This is a genomic window from Streptomyces sodiiphilus (genome assembly GCF_039529215.1).
Taxonomy (GTDB): domain Bacteria; phylum Actinomycetota; class Actinomycetes; order Streptomycetales; family Streptomycetaceae; genus Streptomyces; species Streptomyces sodiiphilus.
This window is the reverse complement of the sequence record NZ_BAAAMJ010000045.1, coordinates 1-18,425: the sequence shown is the minus strand read 5'-3', so window position 1 is coordinate 18,425 and position 18,425 is coordinate 1. Positions and strand designations below refer to the sequence as shown.

Annotated in this window: 18 protein-coding genes and 1 pseudogene; 13 read left to right on the top strand and 6 right to left on the bottom strand. The window is 73.2% G+C overall.

The genetic code is table 11. The features are described 5' to 3' along the window. Positions 1 to 48 precede the first annotated feature (48 nt). The 5 genes from ABD299_RS19275 to ABD299_RS19255 all read left to right on the top strand — a co-directional run bounded on the left by ABD299_RS19275 (position 49) and on the right by ABD299_RS19255 (position 4,256). Complete coding sequence (locus tag ABD299_RS19275; protein WP_344264085.1) at positions 49 to 1,221, top strand: acetoin utilization protein AcuC; 1,173 nt, start codon at positions 49 to 51, stop codon at positions 1,219 to 1,221. A 519-nt stretch (positions 1,222 to 1,740) separates the two neighbouring features. Next, positions 1,741 to 1,950 (top strand): helix-turn-helix domain-containing protein, encoded by a 210-nt coding sequence (locus ABD299_RS19270; protein WP_344264083.1) that lies wholly within the window; start codon positions 1,741 to 1,743, stop codon positions 1,948 to 1,950. Between the two features lie 133 nt (positions 1,951 to 2,083). Continuing rightward, positions 2,084 to 2,182 carry a 30S ribosomal protein bS22 gene (locus tag ABD299_RS19265; RefSeq protein ID WP_003948845.1) on the top strand — a complete coding sequence of 33 codons (99 nt, stop codon included), beginning with the start codon at positions 2,084 to 2,086 and terminating at the stop codon, positions 2,180 to 2,182. A 66-nt stretch (positions 2,183 to 2,248) separates the two neighbouring features. Beyond that, positions 2,249 to 3,283 (top strand): NAD-dependent epimerase/dehydratase family protein, encoded by a 1,035-nt coding sequence (locus ABD299_RS19260; RefSeq protein WP_344264080.1) that lies wholly within the window; start codon positions 2,249 to 2,251, stop codon positions 3,281 to 3,283. Further along, entirely contained in the window at positions 3,276 to 4,256 is a 981-nt protein-coding gene (locus ABD299_RS19255; protein WP_344264078.1) for a lysophospholipid acyltransferase family protein, read from the top strand. The genes ABD299_RS19260 and ABD299_RS19255 overlap by 8 nt, the downstream gene beginning before the upstream one ends. Before the next feature lie 55 nt (positions 4,257 to 4,311). Here the strand turns inward: ABD299_RS19255 and ABD299_RS19250 are convergent, their stop codons facing one another. From ABD299_RS19250 to ABD299_RS19240, 3 genes are all read right to left on the bottom strand, one after another. Next, entirely contained in the window at positions 4,312 to 5,562 is a 1,251-nt protein-coding gene (locus tag ABD299_RS19250; protein ID WP_344264076.1) for a DUF5667 domain-containing protein, read from the bottom strand. A 195-nt stretch (positions 5,563 to 5,757) separates the two neighbouring features. After that, positions 5,758 to 6,573, bottom strand: a complete 816-nt coding sequence (locus ABD299_RS19245; RefSeq protein ID WP_344264074.1) for an ECF subfamily RNA polymerase sigma factor, BldN family — start codon at positions 6,571 to 6,573, stop codon at positions 5,758 to 5,760. 278 nt (positions 6,574 to 6,851) lie between these two features. Next, positions 6,852 to 7,748, bottom strand: coding sequence for an HAD family hydrolase (locus ABD299_RS19240; protein WP_344264072.1), 897 nt, complete (start codon positions 7,746 to 7,748; stop codon positions 6,852 to 6,854). 83 nt (positions 7,749 to 7,831) lie between these two features. Here ABD299_RS19240 and ABD299_RS19235 point away from each other — a divergent pair, with 83 nt between their 5' ends. From ABD299_RS19235 to ABD299_RS19200, 8 genes are all read left to right on the top strand, one after another. Next, positions 7,832 to 8,110 (top strand): glutaredoxin family protein, encoded by a 279-nt coding sequence (locus ABD299_RS19235; protein WP_344264070.1) that lies wholly within the window; start codon positions 7,832 to 7,834, stop codon positions 8,108 to 8,110. Between the two features lie 208 nt (positions 8,111 to 8,318). Next, positions 8,319 to 9,125 carry a redox-sensing transcriptional repressor Rex gene (locus ABD299_RS19230; RefSeq protein ID WP_344264068.1) on the top strand — a complete coding sequence of 269 codons (807 nt, stop codon included), beginning with the start codon at positions 8,319 to 8,321 and terminating at the stop codon, positions 9,123 to 9,125. Further along, positions 9,122 to 10,531, top strand: a complete 1,410-nt coding sequence (locus ABD299_RS19225; protein WP_344264066.1) for a glutamyl-tRNA reductase — start codon at positions 9,122 to 9,124, stop codon at positions 10,529 to 10,531. Before ABD299_RS19230 ends, ABD299_RS19225 begins: the two co-directional genes overlap by 4 nt. Further along, on the top strand, positions 10,528 to 11,526 hold the full coding sequence (gene hemC, locus ABD299_RS19220) for a hydroxymethylbilane synthase (protein ID WP_344264064.1): 999 nt from the start codon (positions 10,528 to 10,530) through the stop codon (positions 11,524 to 11,526). Before ABD299_RS19225 ends, hemC begins: the two co-directional genes overlap by 4 nt. Then, a complete protein-coding gene (locus ABD299_RS19215; RefSeq protein WP_344264062.1) occupies positions 11,523 to 13,187 on the top strand; it encodes a bifunctional uroporphyrinogen-III C-methyltransferase/uroporphyrinogen-III synthase in 1,665 nt (554 codons plus the stop codon). Before hemC ends, ABD299_RS19215 begins: the two co-directional genes overlap by 4 nt. Beyond that, complete coding sequence (hemB, locus tag ABD299_RS19210; RefSeq protein ID WP_344264060.1) at positions 13,184 to 14,176, top strand: porphobilinogen synthase; 993 nt, start codon at positions 13,184 to 13,186, stop codon at positions 14,174 to 14,176. Before ABD299_RS19215 ends, hemB begins: the two co-directional genes overlap by 4 nt. A 128-nt stretch (positions 14,177 to 14,304) precedes the next feature. Next, the gene (locus ABD299_RS19205; RefSeq protein ID WP_344264089.1) at positions 14,305 to 15,060 is read left to right on the top strand and encodes an SDR family NAD(P)-dependent oxidoreductase; all 756 of its coding nucleotides are present in this window, start codon (positions 14,305 to 14,307) and stop codon (positions 15,058 to 15,060) included. Next, positions 15,057 to 16,235, top strand: a complete 1,179-nt coding sequence (locus tag ABD299_RS19200) for a serine hydrolase domain-containing protein (RefSeq protein WP_344264058.1) — start codon at positions 15,057 to 15,059, stop codon at positions 16,233 to 16,235. Before ABD299_RS19205 ends, ABD299_RS19200 begins: the two co-directional genes overlap by 4 nt. A 61-nt stretch (positions 16,236 to 16,296) precedes the next feature. Here the strand turns inward: ABD299_RS19200 and ABD299_RS19195 are convergent, their stop codons facing one another. The 3 genes and pseudogenes from ABD299_RS19195 to ABD299_RS19185 form a co-directional block, all read right to left on the bottom strand. Continuing rightward, complete coding sequence (locus tag ABD299_RS19195) at positions 16,297 to 16,530, bottom strand: PKD domain-containing protein (protein ID WP_425581374.1); 234 nt, start codon at positions 16,528 to 16,530, stop codon at positions 16,297 to 16,299. A gap of 66 nt (positions 16,531 to 16,596) precedes the next feature. After that, a pseudogene (locus ABD299_RS19190) lies at positions 16,597 to 17,740 on the bottom strand (S8 family peptidase); the annotation flags it as partial. Positions 17,741 to 18,091: 351 nt separating this feature from the next. Continuing rightward, a partial coding sequence (locus ABD299_RS19185) for a S8 family serine peptidase (RefSeq protein WP_344264056.1) occupies positions 18,092 to 18,425 on the bottom strand: 334 nt, incomplete at its 5' end.

Below are 18,425 nucleotides of genomic sequence, written 5' to 3'. Positions count from 1 at the left end.
CCCGGCTTCTGCGCCGGGCCCGGGGGCCTTTTGTGTACCGTGTCAGCCATGAGCGGTGAAGCGCGGCTGATGTGGGATGACGGGGTCACCCGGTACAACTTCGGGCCCGGGCATCCCATGGATCCTGTGCGGCTCGAACTGACCCGGCGTCTGGTCGGGGCATTCGGTCTCGACCGGCGGATCGAGGTCACCGGGGCCCGGCCGGCCGGGGAATCCACCCTCCAGCTCGTCCACCATCCCGACTACATCAGCGCCGTGCGGGCCGCCTCCGAGGACCTGCGGCACGGTCTGGAGCACTACGGACTGGGTGACGGCGACACCCCCGCCTTCCCCCGCATGCACGAGGTGTCCGCGCTCATCGCCGGACTGTCGGTCGCCGGCGCGGAGTTCATCAGCGAGGGCAGTCCGCGGCACGCGGTGAACTTCGCCGGCGGCCTCCATCACGCCATGCCCGGCAGCGCCTCCGGCTTCTGCGTCTACAACGACGCCGCCCTGGCCATCGCCCGGCTGCTGGAGCTGGGCATGGAACGCGTCGTCTACCTCGATGTCGACGTGCACCACGGCGACGGCGTCCAGGCGGCCTTCTGGAATGATCCGCGGGTGCTCACCATCTCGCTCCACGAGCATCCCCGGGCGCTGTTCCCCGGCACCGGATGGCCGGAGGAGTGCGGAGGCGACGCCGCCCCCGGCGGGGCCGTCAACATCGCCGTGCCGCCGGGCACCTCCGACGACGGGTGGCTGCGGGCCCTGCACTCGGTGGTGCCCGAACTCCTCGAAGCGTTCCGGCCGCAGGCGCTCGTCACCCAGCACGGAGCCGACACCCACTTCGAGGACCCCCTGGCCCATCTCGCGCTGAGCGTCGACGCCCAGCGCGGTGCGATGGAGGCCTGCCACGACTGGGCCCACGAGTACGCGGACGGGCGATGGCTCGCCCTGGGCGGCGGCGGATACGCGGTCGTCGACGTGGTACCGAGAGCCTGGACCCATCTCGTGGCGACCGTGGCGCACGCCCCCGTCGACCCGGCCACCCCCACCCCCGAGGAGTGGCAGCAGGCCGTCTATGCCCGGACCAGGGCCGGCGCTCCGCAGCGGATGACCGACGGCAGGGGCGATGCCGGCTGGAGTTCCTGGGAGGACGGCTACAACCCGGCCGACCCGGTGGACCAGGCCATCCTGGCGACCCGCCGCGCCGTCTTCCCGCACCACGGACTGCTGCCCTGACCCGGTGGCATTGAAGCATTGACCGGCGCATGGCCCGCACACGGATGCGCCGGGCGCAGCCGCGTGTCACTACCGCTCCCGGGACACTGGGGTGACGATCCGACAGCGGCAGCAACAGGCGGCAGGGGCGGCGCCCGGACGGACCGGAAGGCTCCGCGGAGACCGTGTGACAGGCCCGCGCCGCAGGTCAGCGCAGCCGGGCACGGTCCTGCGGGGTGGGGCGGCGGGAACCGCTGGTGCTGCCGTGCCGTTTGGGCACGGTGCCGAGCGGGCAACGAGACAGGGCGGAGGCCGCCGGGACGCCGGGTGGAACGCCGGGAGGTGCCTCGCCGCCGAACTGCCGCGCGTATGCATGCGGTTTGAGGGCTATCGGACTTTTCTGTCCGGGTAACGGCGTGGTTGCAGCACCTCTTCCCCACTTGCCTCACGCGCCCCTACTCTGGTGAGGAGCGCGCATGCGAGTGGGAGTCACCGGAGGGGAAGCCGGTGTCCGACATGCGCGGAAGGTCAGGTGTGAACATGGCTGCTGATGAAAGGCTTCTGAGCGAGGCCAAGTTCCTGACCGTGGCGGAGGTTGCCGCGGTGATGCGAGTGTCCAAGATGACCGTGTACCGCCTGGTGCACGCAGGTCATCTGCCCGCGATCCGGGTAGGAAGGTCCTTCCGGGTCCCCGAGCGAGCCGTCCATGAGTACCTCCAGCAGTCCTTCGTGGGGGTGCGCAGCGCCTAGCGCGAGGGACGTGACGTGAGCTCGCGACCCCTCGATTAACCGGGATCACGCGGTGCCGGGTAGGCTGGCCCGATGTAGGTCGTGTGGGCTCGGACGCCCCGCACCGAGTAATTCGAAGTGAGCGAGGGTAGTCGTGGGCTCTGTTATCAAGAAGCGGCGCAAGCGGATGGCGAAGAAGAAGCACCGCAAGCTGCTGAAGCGCACGCGCGTGCAGCGCCGCAACAAGAAGTGAGCGAGCGCAGCTGACCCGGCCCTCCCGTCCCTGTGTCGGGAGGGCCGACGTGCGTCAGGGAGGACCGTGGGCAAGACCGTGCTCGTCACCGGGGCCGCCGGGGCACTGAGCGGGCGTTTCGCCCGGCACCTCGGACGGGACCCGGAGGTGGACCGGGTCATCGCCGTGGACAGCCGGCCGCCGGGCCATTCGCTGGCGGGCGCCGAGTTCGTGCGGGCCGACATCCGGCATCCGGCGATCGCCGCCGTGCTGGCCGGATACGACGTCGACACGGTCGTCCACCTGGACATCAGCGGGACCGCCGGGCATCCGGGCGGCGGCCGGACGGCGGCGAAGGAGACCAATGTCCTGGGCACTCTGCAGTTGCTCGGTGCCTGCCAGAAGACCCCGTCGCTGCGCCGGCTGGTGGTGAAGTCCAGCACACAGGTCTACGGCACCTCCCCCCGGGAGCCCGCCGTCTTCCACGAGAACAGCCCGCCGAAGATGCCGGCCGGAGGGGGATTCGCCCAGGACATCGCCGAGATCGAGGGATACACCCGGAGCTTCGCCCGGCGGCGGCCCGATGTCTCGGTGACGGTACTGCGGTTCGCGCACATTCTCGGGCCCAGCGGGGACTCCCCGCTGGCCGCCTACTTCCGGCTGCCGGTGCTTCCCACCGTCCTCGGCTACGACCCGCGGCTGCAGTTCGTGCACGAGGACGACGCGGTCGGGGTGCTCGCCGCCGTGGCCCGCGAGCCCCGGCGCGGGCAGTTCAACGACGGCACCTTCAACGTGGCCGGGGAGGGCGTTCTGCTGCTGTCCCAGGCGGCCCGGCGGCTCGGCCGCCCGACCGTGCCGGTGCTGTCCCCGTTCACGGGGGTGGTGGGCTCCTCACTGGGCGCGCTCGGTCTGCGAGGTGTCTCCGCCGCGCAGCTCAAGGCGCTCCGGTACGGCAGGGTGGTGCGCACCACCGAGCTGCGGGAGGTGGCGGGGTGCACGCTGGGCTGGACAACCGCCGAGACGCTCGCCGACTTCGCCGCCGTCCACGGCCCCGGCCTGCTGCCGCCGTCGGGCGTCGCCCGCGTGATCGAACGCATCGAGGAGAGTCTCCGTCATGGCTGAAGCCCAGGTGATCCCCTTCGACGAGGGCCGCCGCCGGCCGCGCGCCGACTCCGGCGGGCCGGTGCCGGAGGACGGGCAGCGGCGGGAGGAAGCGGAAGAGGCCGAGGAGGCCGAGGAGGAGCGGCCGGGTGCTGAGGGCCTGGAGCAGACGCTCGCCCGCGGTCTGGCGTTCCTGCGCCGCCGGCTCACCGGCAGTTACGAGGTCGACGAGTTCGGGTTCGACAAGGACCTCACCGACGAGGTCCTCATGACGCTGCTGCGGCCCCTCTACGAGAAGTACTTCCGGGTCGAGGTGCGCGGCATCGAGAACATTCCCGGCGAGGGCGGTGCGCTGATCGTCGCGAACCACTCCGGGACGCTGCCGCTGGACGCGCTGATGCTGCAGGTCGCCGTCCGGGACCGGCACCCGGCCGACCGGCATCTGCGGCTGCTCGCCGCCGACCTGGTCTTCCAGCTTCCGGTGCTCAACGAACTGGCGCGGAAGGCCGGGCACACGCTGGCCTGTGCGGAGGACGCCCAGGAGCTGCTGGAACGCGGCGAGCTGGTGGGCGTGATGCCGGAGGGCTTCAAGGGGATCGGGAAGCCGTTCTCCGAGCGGTACAGGCTTCAGCGGTTCGGCCGGGGCGGGTTCGTGGCGACGGCGCTGCGGGCGCGGGTCCCGATCGTGCCGTGCTCCATCGTCGGGGCGGAGGAGATCTACCCGATGATCGGCAACGCCCGGACGCTGGCCCGGCTGCTGGGGCTGCCGTACTTCCCGGTGACGCCGACCTTCCCACTGCTGGGCCCGCTGGGCGCGGTGCCGCTGCCCACCAAGTGGACCATCCAGTTCGGCGAGCCCATCGTCACGGCGGACCGTCCGCCGGAGGCCGCGGAGGACCCGATGCTGATGTTCCAGCTGACCGACCAGGTGCGGGAGACGATCCAGCACACGCTGTACAAGCTGCTGATGGCACGGCGCTCGGTGTTCTTCTGAGCGGTGCCGGGCGGGTCCGGCGCGCCGGGGCGTGCGGCGGCCGGACCCGCGAAGGTCACTGCTGGTCGCGGACCTCGATGCCGATGCCGGGGAGGAGATCCTCCAGCAGCGGCGGGATGGTCACCTCCGGCTGAGGGAGGCCGCCGTCGGGGTCGCCGCCCGGGAGCGTGGCGCCCGGCGAACTCTCCGGGTCGGGGTCGAGCAGGCCGCCGCCGCCCAGCAGCCCCTCCCGGGCGTCCTCCTCGCCGCCGGTGCCGTCCGGCGAGCCGGTGCCGGCGGAATCCGGCGTCCCGCTCGGACCGCCCTCCGGGTCGGGGGGAGCGCCGGGGCTCTCCCGGTGCCGGAAGGGCTCCTCCGCCCCGGCGCCGTCCCCGCCCGCGCTCCCCGCGGAGGGGTCCGGTTCGCCCGGCAGCAGGGCGCGCAGCGGGGTGATCTCCTGCTCTATGGCGTCGAAGACCGAGGTGACCTCGTCGCTCACGTCGTGCAGCTGGCGGGGGAGCGTGTCGCGCAGCTGGGTCCAGCTGCCGCGGTGCTTCTCCGAGAAGGCCGACAGGGACTGGAGCGGGACGATCGAACCGTCCGCCTCGTAGGCCTGGCTGAGCAGCCGGTGCCCCTCGGAGGCGTCGCGGCTCATGCTGGAGAGGGTGCGCCGGACCTCGGCGACCTGCTCCTGGTCCAGCTCCCCGGCCCGGCCGCGCTCCATCAGGCGGCGGGCCTCGCCCAGCCGCTTGGCGGCGTGGTCCAGGTGGAGCCTGCCGCGGTCCGCGGAGCCGCCGGCGAAGTCCAGCCGGAGGTCCTCCATGCCGCGTTTGAGGCCGTAGAGGGTGTCGCCGGGGAGCGCGTTGGTGCTGGCCGCCGCGACACCGCCGAACGCCCCGGCGGCCACCCCGACGGTCAGTCCGCCGGCCGCCAGGCCCTTGCCCAGCCGGGACTTGGGCCGGAGCCCGCTCAGCGGGCCCGCACGGTCCGCGCGATGCGCCCCGCGGCCGGAGCGCAGGGCCCGCTGGCCGGGCAGCAGCTCCCCGGACGCGGCGGGCCTGCCGGGCGTGCCCTCCTCGGCGAACGCCGCCTCCATGGCGGCGATCAGCCCGGCTCGCTGGGCCGTTCTGGTCTCCGGGCTGAGCCTGGGCCGGGGCAGCGTTTCGAGCTTCTCCACGACGGACAGCAGGGCTGTCTGCTCGGCCTCACCGGGCGGGACGCCGTCCGCCGTGCGGGCCGGCTCCGCCGCCGCCTCGTCGAGCCGCGACTCATCGAGGACGTGGGCGAAGGCGTTGGCCCGGCGGTGCGTCGACACCGATCGCATCACGGGCGGCACCTCCTCTCGTCAGCACGATCGACTCCCTCCTGTGGATGGATGGTTGCGCCGTCCCTCCGCCCTCACCCGAAAGAGTGAGATCCGGATGGCCGGGAGCGGGCGATAGGGAGCCTGCAGACTTCCCAACGAGTGTCCGCGCGGGTGGGTTACGGCTGGCCGATAATGTGATCGGTTGTGATCACCCGGTCACCGGACGTCATCCGGCAGCAGGCGGGCCAGTGTGCGCACCGCGCGGTACTGCAGGGTCTTGATCGCCCCCTCGTTCTTCTGCATCACCTTGGCCGTCTCGGCAACCGACAGCCCGTGCAGGAAGCGGAGGGTGACGCACTCCTGCTGCTGCGGGTTGAGCTTGCGCACCGCCTCCAGCAGCGCGCTGTTCGACAGGTACTCCAGCACGGAGTCCTCCGGGCTGCGCTCCACCTCGTCGGCGTCGAGCATCTCGCCGGTGGTGACCTCCAGCCGGAACCGGCTGGACTTGAAGTGGTCGGCCACCAGATTGCGGGCGATGGTGACGAGCCAGGCCCCGAAGTCCCGGCCCTGCCAGGTGAAGGTGCCGATGCGGCGCAGCGCCCGCAGGAAGGTCTCGCTGGTGAGGTCCTCGGCCGTCGCCCGCCCTCCGACGCGATAGTAGATGTAGCGGTAGACGGTGTCCGCGTACTGGTCGTAGAGGCAGCCGAAGGCCTCCGCCTCGCCGCCCTGGGCGCGCTCGACGAGGTCCATCATGCGACGGCTGTCGCGGTCCGTGGCGGCGCGGCGGGCGGTGGAGGCGCCCGAGGCGCCGGACCGCGCGCGCCTGCCGAGCGGCGCGGCTCCGGCGGCGCTGTCGGCCAGGGCGCACAGGGCCGCCGCCGGGCCCGCGGGGACGGGGACGGTTGCGGCGGGGACGGGTGCGGCGAGGGCGGGGGCGGCGTACGCGGTGGTCAACAGTTCGCGCAGCCGGTCGAGGACCGCGGTGCGCAGCGTGGCCAGGCCCGAGGCGTCAACCCCGACGTGTGGGTACACGGGACTCCCAGAGGCAGAGCTTCCATCACGTGCAGTACGGGCCCATCACATCCCCCTGGGGACGTGGGAGCGCCGGATAGCGTCTGAGGAGAATAACGCTTCGTACTGACGATGCTACGCCTAGTTGCGGAAATCGCCGATTTGCTTTGAACTGTTCTGTCTTGAGTTCGCCGCGCCAGGGTATCGCCACGGCATATGCGATCGCGGGGGGAGCGCAGATGTCCGCGGGCTGACCGGATGTGACCGATCGGCCCGGCGGCCCGGCGTCGGGGCAGAGCTCAGCGGCGGCGGCGCTGCAGGGCCAGGGCGGCCGCCGTGCCGCCCGCCAGGGCCCCGGCGCCGGCCGCGGCCGGGACTCCCACCCGCACCGCCTTGCGGCCGGTGCGGTAGTCGCGCAGCCGCCAGCCCTCCTTGCGGGCGTGCGCCCGCAGCTTGCTGTCCGGGTTGATCGCGTACGGATGGCCGACCAGCGAGAGCATCGGGATGTCGTTGGCCGAGTCGCTGTAGGCCGCGCACCGCGCCAGTTCCAGGTCCTCCGCGTCCGCCAGCGCCCGCACCGCCAAGGCCTTGGCCGGTCCGTGCAGCGGCTCGCCCACGAGCCGGCCGGTGTAGACGCCGTCGACGGACTCGGCGACCGTGCCCAGGGCGCCCGTCAGCCCCAGCCGCCGGGCGATGATGGTGGCCGTCTCCACCGGCGCCGCGGTCACCAGCCACACCCGCTGGCCGGCGTCCAGGTGCGCCTGGGCCAGTGCCCGGGTGCCGGGCCAGATCCGCCCGGCCATGTACTCGTCGTAGATCTCCTCGCCGATCTCCGTCAGCTCGGACACCCGGTGGCCGCGCACGATGGACAGCGCGTTGTCCCGTGCCTCCCGCATGTGCCCGGCGTTCTCCGTGCCCGCCATCCGGAACCACGCCTGCTGCCAGGCGAAGCGCGCCAGTTCCTTCTTGCTGAAGAACTTCCGCTTGTACAGACCGCGGCCGAGGTGGAACAGTGCGGCGCCCTGCATCACCGTGTTGTCGAGGTCGAAGAACGCGGCCGCCCTCGGATCCCCCGGGGCCGGGAACTCGGGCTCGGCGGAGGCCAGGCGCGCCGCCTCGGCGGAGGCCTCACCGGCCAGCACGCTGCTCTCGGTCGCCGGGCGCCGGCGAGGACTGAGCCATCCGGGTCGGGACATGGTTCGAGGATAGCCAGTCGGCGGCCCCCGGCGGGTGGCCCGGGCGTGACGGCGGCGTGGCCGTCGCGCGGCACAATGGCGTCATGACACCGCTGCTGCGCCGTTCCCCCCGGAAGAAGCCGGCCGACCGGCTCGTCACCCTCATCGGCAAGCCGGGCTGCCACCTGTGCGACGACGCCCGCACGGTGATCGCCGAGGTGTGCGCGCAGACCGGCGCGGCCTGGGAGGAGAAGGACATCAGCCGGGACGAGGAGCTGCACCGCCTGTACTGGGAGCAGATCCCGGTGGTGCTGGTGGACGGCGCACGGCACGACTTCTGGCGGGTCGATCCGGTGCGGCTGCGGCGGGCCCTGGAGGGCTGAGCGGCGGCCGGCCGCGGGGCCCGGGGGGTACCGCGCGGGGCCCTTGCCGGTTCCACCGGAACGTGTGGCACCGGTCACTTTGGCCGGGCAAAACGGACACGATCTTTGTGCACGTGTTCACAAAGGCATAGCCTGGAGGGGACGGAGCGGCCACGGCGCGGATGCCCCATGCGGTCGCTCACCGCTTCGCTCGACCGGCAGGAGCACCGTGGCAACTGGCCGACCTCCCCGACCGGCGACTCGTGGCCGAGGCATTCCCGAGGCCACTGTCGCCCGGCTTCCGCTGTATCTGCGGGCCCTGACCGCGCTTTCGGAGCGTTCGGTCCCCACGGTCTCCTCGGAGGAGCTGGCCGGTGCGGCCGGGGTGAACTCCGCGAAACTCCGCAAGGACTTCTCCTACCTGGGCAGCTACGGCACCCGCGGGGTCGGCTACGACGTCGAGTACCTCGTCTACCAGATCAGCCGCGAGCTCGGGCTCACCCAGGACTGGCCGGTCGTCATCGTCGGCATCGGAAACCTCGGCGCGGCCCTGGCCAACTACGGCGGGTTCGCCTCCCGGGGCTTCCGGGTCGCCGCCCTGATGGACGCGGACCCGTCGCTCACCGGCCGCTCGGTGGCCGGTATCGAGGTCCGGCACATCGACGAGCTGGAGACCGTGGTCGAGGACTCCGGAGTGTCCATCGGGGTCATCGCCACCCCCGCGGGCGCCGCGCAGCAGGTCTGCGACCGGCTGGTGGCCGCGGGCGTCAGCTCCATCCTGAACTTCGCCCCGACGGTGCTGTCCGTCCCCGACGGCGTGGACGTCCGGAAGGTCGACCTCTCCATCGAGCTGCAGATCCTGGCCTTCCACGAGCAGCGCAAGGCCGCCGAGGAACTCTCCCGCGAGGTCGCGGCCCCGGCCGCCGGGGAGGCGGCCGCCCCGGCGGCGCCCCCGGCAGCGGCCCCGGCAGCGGCCGCCGCCCGGCGCGGTGACCGGGGCCCGGACGGGGACATCCCGGCGGTGATGCCGGCATGACCCTGCTCGTTGTCGGACTGAGCCACCGCAGCGCGCCGGTCAGTGTTCTGGAGCGGGCCGCGCTGGCCCCCGAGCACCTGGGCAAGCTGCTGCGCGACGTGGTCGGCGCGGAGCCCGCGCTGGAGGCGGCGGCGCTGTCCACCTGCAACCGGATCGAGCTGTACGCCGATGTGGAGAAGTTCCACGCCGGTGTGGCCGAGCTGTCCACGCTGCTGGCCCGGCACAGCGGGGTCGCGCTGGACGAGCTCACCCCTTATCTGTACGTGCACTACGAGGACCGCGCCGTCCACCACCTGTTCTCGGTGGCCGGCGGGCTGGACTCGATGGTGGTCGGTGAGGGGCAGATTCTCGGCCAGATCAAGAACGCCCTCGCCGTCGCCCAGGAGGAGGACACCGCCGGGCGGCTGCTGAACGAGCTCTTCCAGCAGGCCCTGCGGGTGGGCAAGCGCGCGCACAGCGAGACCGGGATCGACCGGGCAGGCCGGTCGCTGGTCACCTTCGGCCTCGAACGGCTGGCCGGTGATCTTCCGGTGCGGGAATGGGCGGCCGGCAAGCGGGCACTGGTGATCGGGGCCGGCTCGATGTCCTCGCTGGCCGCGACGACCCTGGCGCGCGCCGGGGTGCCCGAACTGGTGATCGCCAACAGGACGCTGGACCGCGCCGAGCGGCTGGCCGAGACCCTGTCGGAGGGCCTGGCCGGGGCGGGTGCTGAAGGGGCGGCCCCGGCCGCGCGGGCGGTCCCGATCAACGCGATCTCCGTCGCCGCGGAGCTGGCGCTCGCCGACATCGTGGTGTCCTGCACGGGGGCCACGGGTCTGGTGCTGACCGCCGAGGCCGTGCGGCGCGCCGTCGCCGACCGTTCGCCGGGCGGCAGGCCGCTGGCGTTGCTCGACCTGGCGATGCCCCGGGACGTGGACGCCGCCGTGCACCGGATCGAGTCGGTCCGGCTCGTCGACATCGAGTCGCTGGCCGAGGCGTCCGCCGCCACCGAGGCCGCGACCGGGCCCGGCGGCCCGCCCGCCGGTCCGGGTCCGGTGGCCGCCGACATCGACGCGGTCCGGCAGATCGTGGCGGCCGAGGCCGAGGCCTTCGGGGCCGCACAGCGGGCTGCCCACATCACTCCCACCGTCGTGGCGCTGCGCACCATGGCCTCCGGGGTCGTCGCCGGCGAGATGGCGCGGCTGGAGGGCAGGCTGCCCGGGCTGGACGACAAGCAGCGCGCGGAGGTCGCCCGGACGGTGCGCCGCGTCGTGGACAAGCTGCTGCACGCGCCGACGGTGCGCATCAAGGAACTGGCCGGCGAGCCCGGTGGCGCGGACTACGCGATGGCGCTGCGTGAGCTCTTCGATCTCGATCCCCAGGCGGTCGCGGCCGTCAGCAACCCGGAACAACAGGAGCGGCCATGAGCAGTGTGCCCACGACCTCGCAGGAGAGGGCGCTCAGGCTCGGCACCCGGCGCAGCGAGCTGGCGATGGCACAGTCGGAGGGCATCGCCGAGCGCGTGCGGAAGGTGACCGGGCGTCCGGTCGAGCTGGTCGGGATCAGCACGTACGGGGACGTCTCGCGCGAGCAGCTGACGCAGATCGGCGGCACCGGCGTGTTCGTAGCCGCGCTGCGCGAGGCGCTGCTGCGCGGCGAGGTGGACTTCGCGGTGCACTCCCTGAAGGACCTGCCGACCGCGCAGCCGCCGGAGCTGGTGCTGGCCGCGCTGCCGCGGCGGGCCGATCCGCGGGACGCCCTGGTGGCCCGGGACGGGCTTGACTTCGAAGGGCTGGCCGCGGCCGGCGGCGCGAGGATCGGGACCGGTTCGCCGCGGCGCGCGGCGCAGCTCATGCACTGGGCGCGCGGGCTCGGGGCCGTGATCGAAACGGTATCCATCAGGGGGAATGTCGGCACGAGGCTCGGGTATGTCCGCGATGGCGAACTCGACGCCGTCGTACTCGCCGCCGCAGGGCTGCACCGGGTCGGCCGCGCCTCGCAGATCACCGGTCTGCTGTCGCCGGACATGGTGCTGCCGGCCCCCGGCCAGGGGGCACTGGCAGTGGAGTGCCCGGCGGCGGACACGCGTCTTGCCGCCCAGCTCGCCGAGCTCGACGATCCGGAGACCCGGATCGCCGTGACCGCCGAGCGAACCCTGCTCGCCGCCCTGGAGGCCGGCTGCAGTGCCCCGGTGGGGGCGCTGGCCGACTTCCTCGACGACGGGCAGGACGTCACCGAACTGCGTCTGCGCGGATCCGTCGGCACCATCGACGGCACCACGCTGGTGCAGTTGTCCACCACCGGTCCCGTACCGGCGTCCGCCGACGCGGCGGTGGCCCTGGCGCAGAGCCTGGGCCGCGAGCTCGCCGACGAGATGCTCGCCAAGGGCGCGGCCGGTCTGATGGGGGAGCGAGCACTTTGAGCCCCACCACCGCACATTCCGCGCACGCGCAGCCGTCCGGCACTGCTCACGGGCACGTCACCTTCCTCGGTGCCGGACCCGGGGATCCGGGTCTGCTGACGCTGCGCGCCGTCGAGGCGCTGTCACGGGCCGATGTCCTGGTCGCCGACCCGCGGGTCTTCGAGGTGGTCGGTCCGCATCTGAGGGCAGGCGCGGAAACCCCCTTGCAGGCAGTGGGCGACGACTCGTCACCCTCCGCTGCCGGGCCGGACGATGCAGGAGATCTTGTCATGCGGGCCGCCCGGCGCGGAAAGCGGGTGGTGCGTGCGGTGGCCGGTGATCCGGGCATGGACGCCGACGCCACCGCCGACATGCTCGCCTGCGCCGCCGAGGGCATCACCTTCGAGGTGGTGCCGGGCATTGCCGAGGCGGTCGGAGTGGCCGCCTACGCCGGGGTGCCGCTGCGCGACGCCGAGGGTGCCGACGTGCGGTTCGTCGACGCCCGTACGGCCGACGAGCGGACCTGGACCGAGGTGGGCAGCAGCGACGCCACCGTGGTGGTGAGCACCACGCTGGACTCGGTCGGCGCGACGGCCGCCCGGATGGTCGCCTCCGGCCGCAAGCCGGACGTGCCGCTGTCGGTGACGGTGGCCGGCACCACGACCCGCCAGCGGACCTGGTCGGCGACGCTCGGCACGGTCGAGCGGACCCTGAAGGCGGCGAAGGTGCTGCCGGCCGCCGACGGCGGCCGCTCGGTGATAGTCGTGGTGGGGGAGCGCAGCGCCCCGGCGCAGCGGGAGCAGCTGGCCTGGTTCGAGTCCAAGCCGCTGTTCGGCTGGAAGGTGCTGGTGCCGCGGACCAAGGAGCAGGCGGCGTCGTTGTCGGAGCAGCTTCGCTCCTACGGCGCGGTGCCCAGCGAGGTGCCGACGATCGCGGTGGAGCCGCCGCGGACCCCGCAGCAGATGGACCGCGCGGTCAAGGGGCTGGTGACCGGCCGCTACGAGTGGATCGCCTTCACCTCGGTGAACGCGGTGCGGGCGGTGCGGGAGAAGTTCGAGGAGTACGGCCTGGACGCCCGGGCGTTCGCCGGGATCAAGGTCGCGGCGGTCGGCGAGCAGACCGCCCGCGCGCTGATCGACTTCGGGGTGCGGCCCGATCTGCTGCCCAGCGGTGAGCAGTCGGCCGCGGGGCTGCTGGAGGACTGGCCGCCCTACGACCCGGTGTTCGACCCGATCGACCGGGTGTTCCTTCCCCGGGCGGACATCGCCACCGAGACGCTGGTGGCGGGCCTGATCGAGATGGGCTGGGAGGTCGACGACGTCACGGCCTACCGGACGGTGCGGGCCTCGCCGCCGCCGGCGCCGACCCGGGAGGCGATCAAGGGCGGCGGTTTCGACGCGGTCCTGTTCACCTCCTCCAGCACGGTGCGGAACCTGGTGGGCATCGCCGGGAAGCCGCACAACGTCACGGTGATCGCCTGCATCGGTCCGGCGACGGCCAAGACGGCCCGGGAGCACGGGCTGCGGGTGGACGTGATGGCTCCCGAGCCGTCGGCGCTGAGGCTGGCCGAGGCGCTGGCGGAGTTCGGCGCCCAGCGGCGGGCGCTGGCGATCGAGGCCGGCGAGGTGGTGAAGCGGCCGAGCGAGAAGCGGCCGCAGCGCAGGAGGGCCCGGGCACAGTGAGCCGGTACGGGGAGTTTCCCGCCGTGCGGCCGCGCCGGCTGCGGGCCACGGCGGCGATGCGCCGGATGGTGGCCGAGCACCGGCCGCACCCGGCGGAGCTGATCCTGCCGGCGTTCGTGCGGGAGGGCATCAGCGAGCCGGTGCCGGTCTCCTCGATGCCGGGCGTGGTGCAGCACACCGTGGACACGCTGCGGGCGGCGGCCGTGGAGGCGGCCCGGGCCGGTGTCGGCGGGATCATGCTGTTCGGGGTGCCGGAGGTGAAGGACGCCGTCGGCTGTGCCGGCACCGACCCGGACGGGATCCTGCAGGTGGCGCTGCGCGCGGTGCGCGCGGAGGTCGGCGACGACCTGGTGGTGATGTCCGACCTGTGCCTGGACGAGTCCACCGACCACGGCCACTGCGGCGTGCTGGACGAGCGGGGCGGGGTGGACAACGACGCCACGCTGGAGCGCTACGCCGAGATGGCGGTGGTGCAGGCCGAGGCCGGGGCGCACGTGCTGGGCCCCAGCGGCATGATGGACGGCCAGATCGGGCGGGTGCGGCAGGCGCTGGACGCCGCCGGGCACAGCGATGTGGCGCTGCTGGCCTACACCGCCAAGTACGCGTCGGCGTTCTACGGGCCGTTCCGCGAGGCGGTGAACTCGCAGCTCAAGGGGGACCGCAAGACGTACCAGCAGGATCCGCCCAATGCCCGGGAGGCGCTGCGGGAGCTGGCGCTGGATGTGGCGGAGGGCGCGGACATGGTGATGGTCAAGCCCGGGCTGCCGTATCTGGACGTGCTGCGCCGGATCGCGGACGAGGCGCCCGTGCCGGTTGCCGCGTACCAGATCTCCGGTGAGTACGCGATGGTCGAGGCGGCGGCGGAGAAGGGCTGGATCGACCGGGAGCGGGCCATCGACGAGACGCTGATGAGTTTCCGGCGGGCGGGTGCCGACCTGGTGCTCACCTACTGGGCGACGGAGGCGGCGCGCCGGATGACCCGGGGCTGAGGGCCCGGGGCCGCCGCCTGCCCGGTGCCGGGTTCCTGCCGGGGCGTCATGCTGTGATGCTGTACCTGCCGCGCCGCCGGGAGGCCGGGGCGCGGGGCGCAACCGAGGCAATCAGCATGGAGGCCATGATGGGCAAGCCCACCGCCGTCGTCACCGGAGCCAGCAGCGGGATCGGGGCCGCGACCGCGCGGCGGCTGGCCGCCGAGGGGTACCGGGTGGTGGCCGCCGCGCGGCGTGCGGGGCGGATCGAGGCGCTGGCCGGTGAGCTGCGGCGGGAGGGCCACGACGTGGTGGCGTGGCCGCTGGATGTCACCGACCGGGCGGCGGTGGACGCCTTCGCGGCCGGCCTGGACCGCTGCGACGTGCTGGTCAACAACGCGGGCGGGGCGCTGGGCCTGGAGCCGGTGGCCGAGGGCGATCCGGCGGACTGGCGTGCGATGTACGAGGTGAACGTCATCGGGGTGCTCAACGTGACGCAGGCGCTGCTGCCGGCCCTGACCGGCAGCGGGGACGGCACGGTGGTGGTGCTGTCGTCCACCGCGGGGCACGGCACCTACGAGGGCGGCGGGGGCTATGTGGCGGCCAAGCACGGCGCGCACGCGCTGGCCGGGACGCTGCGGCTGGAGCTGTGCGGCGAGCCGGTGCGGGTGATCGAGATCGCGCCGGGGATGGTGCGGACCGAGGAGTTCTCGCTGACCCGGTTCCGCGGTGACGAGGAGAAGGCGGCCGGGGTGTACGAGGGGGTCGCCGAGCCGCTGACCGCCGAGGACGTGGCCGACACGGTGGCCTGGGCGGTGACACGCCCCTCGCACGTGAACGTGGATCTGCTGGTGGTGCGGCCGAGGGCGCAGGTGTCCCACACCAAGGTGCACCGCGAGCGGTGAGCGGCAGGGCGCGCCGCGGGGTGGTGCTGCGGCCGGGCTCCCCGGCCGAGGCGGGTCTGGCCGGGGCGGAGGTCCGGCGGATGGTGCCGGACACCGAGGTGTTTCTGTCCGGCCCGGAGCCCGCCATGGCCGGTTTCGTGCTGCTGGCCGCCCGTGACGGGGTGGTGGTGGAGCACGCCGCGCGCGGCCACGCGCTGCGCTGGGCCTCCTGGGACGCCGCGGCGGGGCGGGGCGTGGAGCTGCCGGCGGCGGAGCGGGTGCCGATGTCCCCGGACACCGTGTTCGACATCGCCTCGCTGTCGAAGCTGTTCACCGCGCTGGTGGTGGCGGTGCTGGCCGAGCGGGGGGTGCTCTCCCTCGACGAGCCGGCGGCCCGCCACCTGCCGGCCCTGGCGGCGGCCGGGCCCGGCAAGGCGGGGATCACCGTGCGGCAGCTGCTGAACCACACGGCGGGGATGGCGCCGTGGACGGATCTGGCGTCCTGCCGGGACGACGGCGAGCGGATGGCGGCCGTGCTGGCGCCGCCGCTGGTCTTCCCGCCGGGGACCGCGCACGCCTACTCCGATCTGCACGCGATCTGCGCCGGGCGGGTCGCCGAGGAGGCGGCCGGGCGGGGGCTGGCGGAGCTGGTGGCCGGGCTGGTCACCGGCCCGCTCGGGCTGACCGGCACGGGCTACTGTCCACCGGCGGCGTCGCGGCCGGTGATCGCGGCCACCGAGTACCAGCCGTGGACCGGGCGCGGCATGGTGCGCGGCGAGGTGCACGACGAGAACGCCTGGTACATGGGCGGGGTGGCCGGGCACGCGGGGCTGTTCTCGACGGCGCGCGACGTGGCCGTGCTGGGGCAGCTGATGCTGGGCGGCGGCGAGGCGGGCGGGGTGCGGGTGGCGGGCGAGGAGACGGTCAGGGCGATGCTGACGCCCGGCCCCGCGCATCCGGGGCGAGGGCTGGGCTGGGAGCTGGCCCAGGGCTGGTACATGGACGCGCTGGGGTCCCCGGCGGCGTTCGGGCACACCGGGTTCACCGGGACGTCGCTGGTGGCCGATCCGGTGACGGGGTGTCTTCTGGTGCTGCTGGCGAACCGGGTGCATCCCACCCGGGAGCGCGGTACCACGAGCGAGTACCGCAGGGCGCCGGCCCGGCGGCTGGCCGCGGCGGTGGCGGCCGGGCGCTGACGCGGCCGTGCCCCCCGGCGGGGCCGGGGGGCACGGGTGCCGTCGGTGACGGTCAGGTGGTTCAGGCGCGGACGGTCGTGCTGGTGGTGCCGGTGGCACCCTCGTTGTCCGTCACGGTCAGGGTGACCGTGTAGGTGCCCGCGCTGTTGTAGAACTTCCAGCCGCTGACGCCGGTGCCGGTGGTGCCGTCACCGAAGTCCCAGTGGTAGGAGGCGATGCTGCCGTCGGGGTCGCTGCTGCCGCTGCCGTCGAAGATGCACAGGCCGAGGAAGCTGTAGCAGGTGGCGTCGATCACCGCGGTGGGCGGCTGGTTGTCACCGGGGTCGCCCGGGTCACCGGGGTCACCGGGGTCACCGGGGTCGCCCGGGTCACCGGGGTCGCCGTCGCCGACGACCTGGAGCAGCTTGTTGGGGCTGCCGGTGCCGGGGTTGCTGATCTTGCCCTGCGCGGCGGCGGAGTCCAGGGCCGAGCCGACCTGGGCCGGCGTGGCGGACGGGTTGTCGGCCAGGTAGAGCGCCGCGACGCCCGCGACGTGCGGGGAGGCCATCGAGGTGCCGGAGATGGTGTTGGTGGCGGTGTCGCTGGTGTGCCAGGCGGCGCTGATGCTCCGGCCCGGGGCGAAGATCTGCACCGAGCTGCCCCAGTTGGAGAACGAGGAGCGGGCGTCGTTGCTGTCGGTCGAGCCGACGGTGATCGCCTCGGCGACGCGGGCCGGCGAGTAGTTCGCGGCGTTGCCGTTGTCGTTGCCCGCGGCAACGGCGTAGGTGACGCCCGACGCCACGGAGTTGCGGACGGCGTCGTCCAGGGCGGTGTTGGCGCCGCCGCCCAGGCTCATGTTGGCCACGGACGGGCCGGAGGCGTTGGCGGTGACCCAGTCGACGCCGGCGACGACGCCGGCGATGGTGCCGGAGCCGGAGTCGCTGAGGACCTTCACCGACACGAGGTCGGCGTTNGGCGCGGCCGCCGAAGTCGGAGTGGCTGTGGCGGATGCCGGTGTCGATGACGTAGACGGTGACGCCTTCGCCGCCGTGGTCGGGGTAGGTGTAGCTGTTGTCCAGCGGCAGGTCGGGCTGGTCGATGCGGTCCAGGCCCCAGGAGGGCGGGTTGGACTGCGTGGCGGTGATGGACACCGTCTCGTTCTGGACGACCTTCTCCACGGCCGGGTCGGCGGCCATGGCCAGGGCCTGCTCTTCGGTGACCTCGACGGCGTAGCCGTTGAGCGCGTGCTCGTAGGTCTCCGTGATCTCGGCGTCGTACTTCTCGGCCAGCTCCTCGGCCTTGGCCGAGTCGGCGGTCATGACCGTCTCGTGCAGGGTGACGATGTAGCTGCCTTCGATCGCGTCGGCCGAGCCGGCGTTGAAGATCTCGCCTTCCGGCTTGTCCGGAGCCGCCGAGGCAGTGGCGGGGAGTGCGACTCCGACGCCGAGAGCCAGTACCGCGGCGGTGGCCACGGTGACGGCGGTTCTCCGGCGCGGGGCCGAGTGAGGATGACGCATCGGTGCCATCGAGGTTCCTCCTGGGGTGGTGCGCTGACGTGGGGTGCGCTGCACGGCGTGTGCATGCCATTTCTGGCCGCCGTGGGCTAAAGGTTTGTTGATGCAGAGGAAACCGGCAAGGGTCTCGCGCATAAGACACGTACATGTCACATGGGCGTGACATGTTCCCGGCAATCCCTTCACATCGCCGTCACAAGAAGTGCGTGAATCGATCAAAAACCTTGCCTTTCGCGGCAGTTCGGGTGATCTACCGACGGGTACGACCGTGCCCCCCGGCGGGTGGCCGGGGGGCACGGTTGCGTGGGCCGGTGATCCGGCGTCAGGGGCGCCGGAGGTGGCGGTGTTTCAGGTGATGCCGTATCAGCGGACCTGGAGCAGCTTGTTGGGCGAGCCGCTGCCCGGGTTGCTGATCTTGTTCAGCGCCGCGGCGCTGTTCAGGGCGCTCCAGACCTGCGACGGGGACGCCGAGGGGTTGCTGCCCAGGTGCAGGGCGGCGGCGCCGGCGACGTGCGGGGAGGCCATCGAGGTGCCGGAGATGGTGTTGGTGGCGGTGTTGCTGGTGTGCCAGGCGGCGCGGATGTTCCGGCCCGGGGCGAAGATCTGCACCGAGGTGCCGTAGTTGGAGAACGAGGAGCGGGCGTCGTTGCTGTCGGTGGAGCCGACGGTGATGGCCTCGGCGACGCGGGCCGGCGAG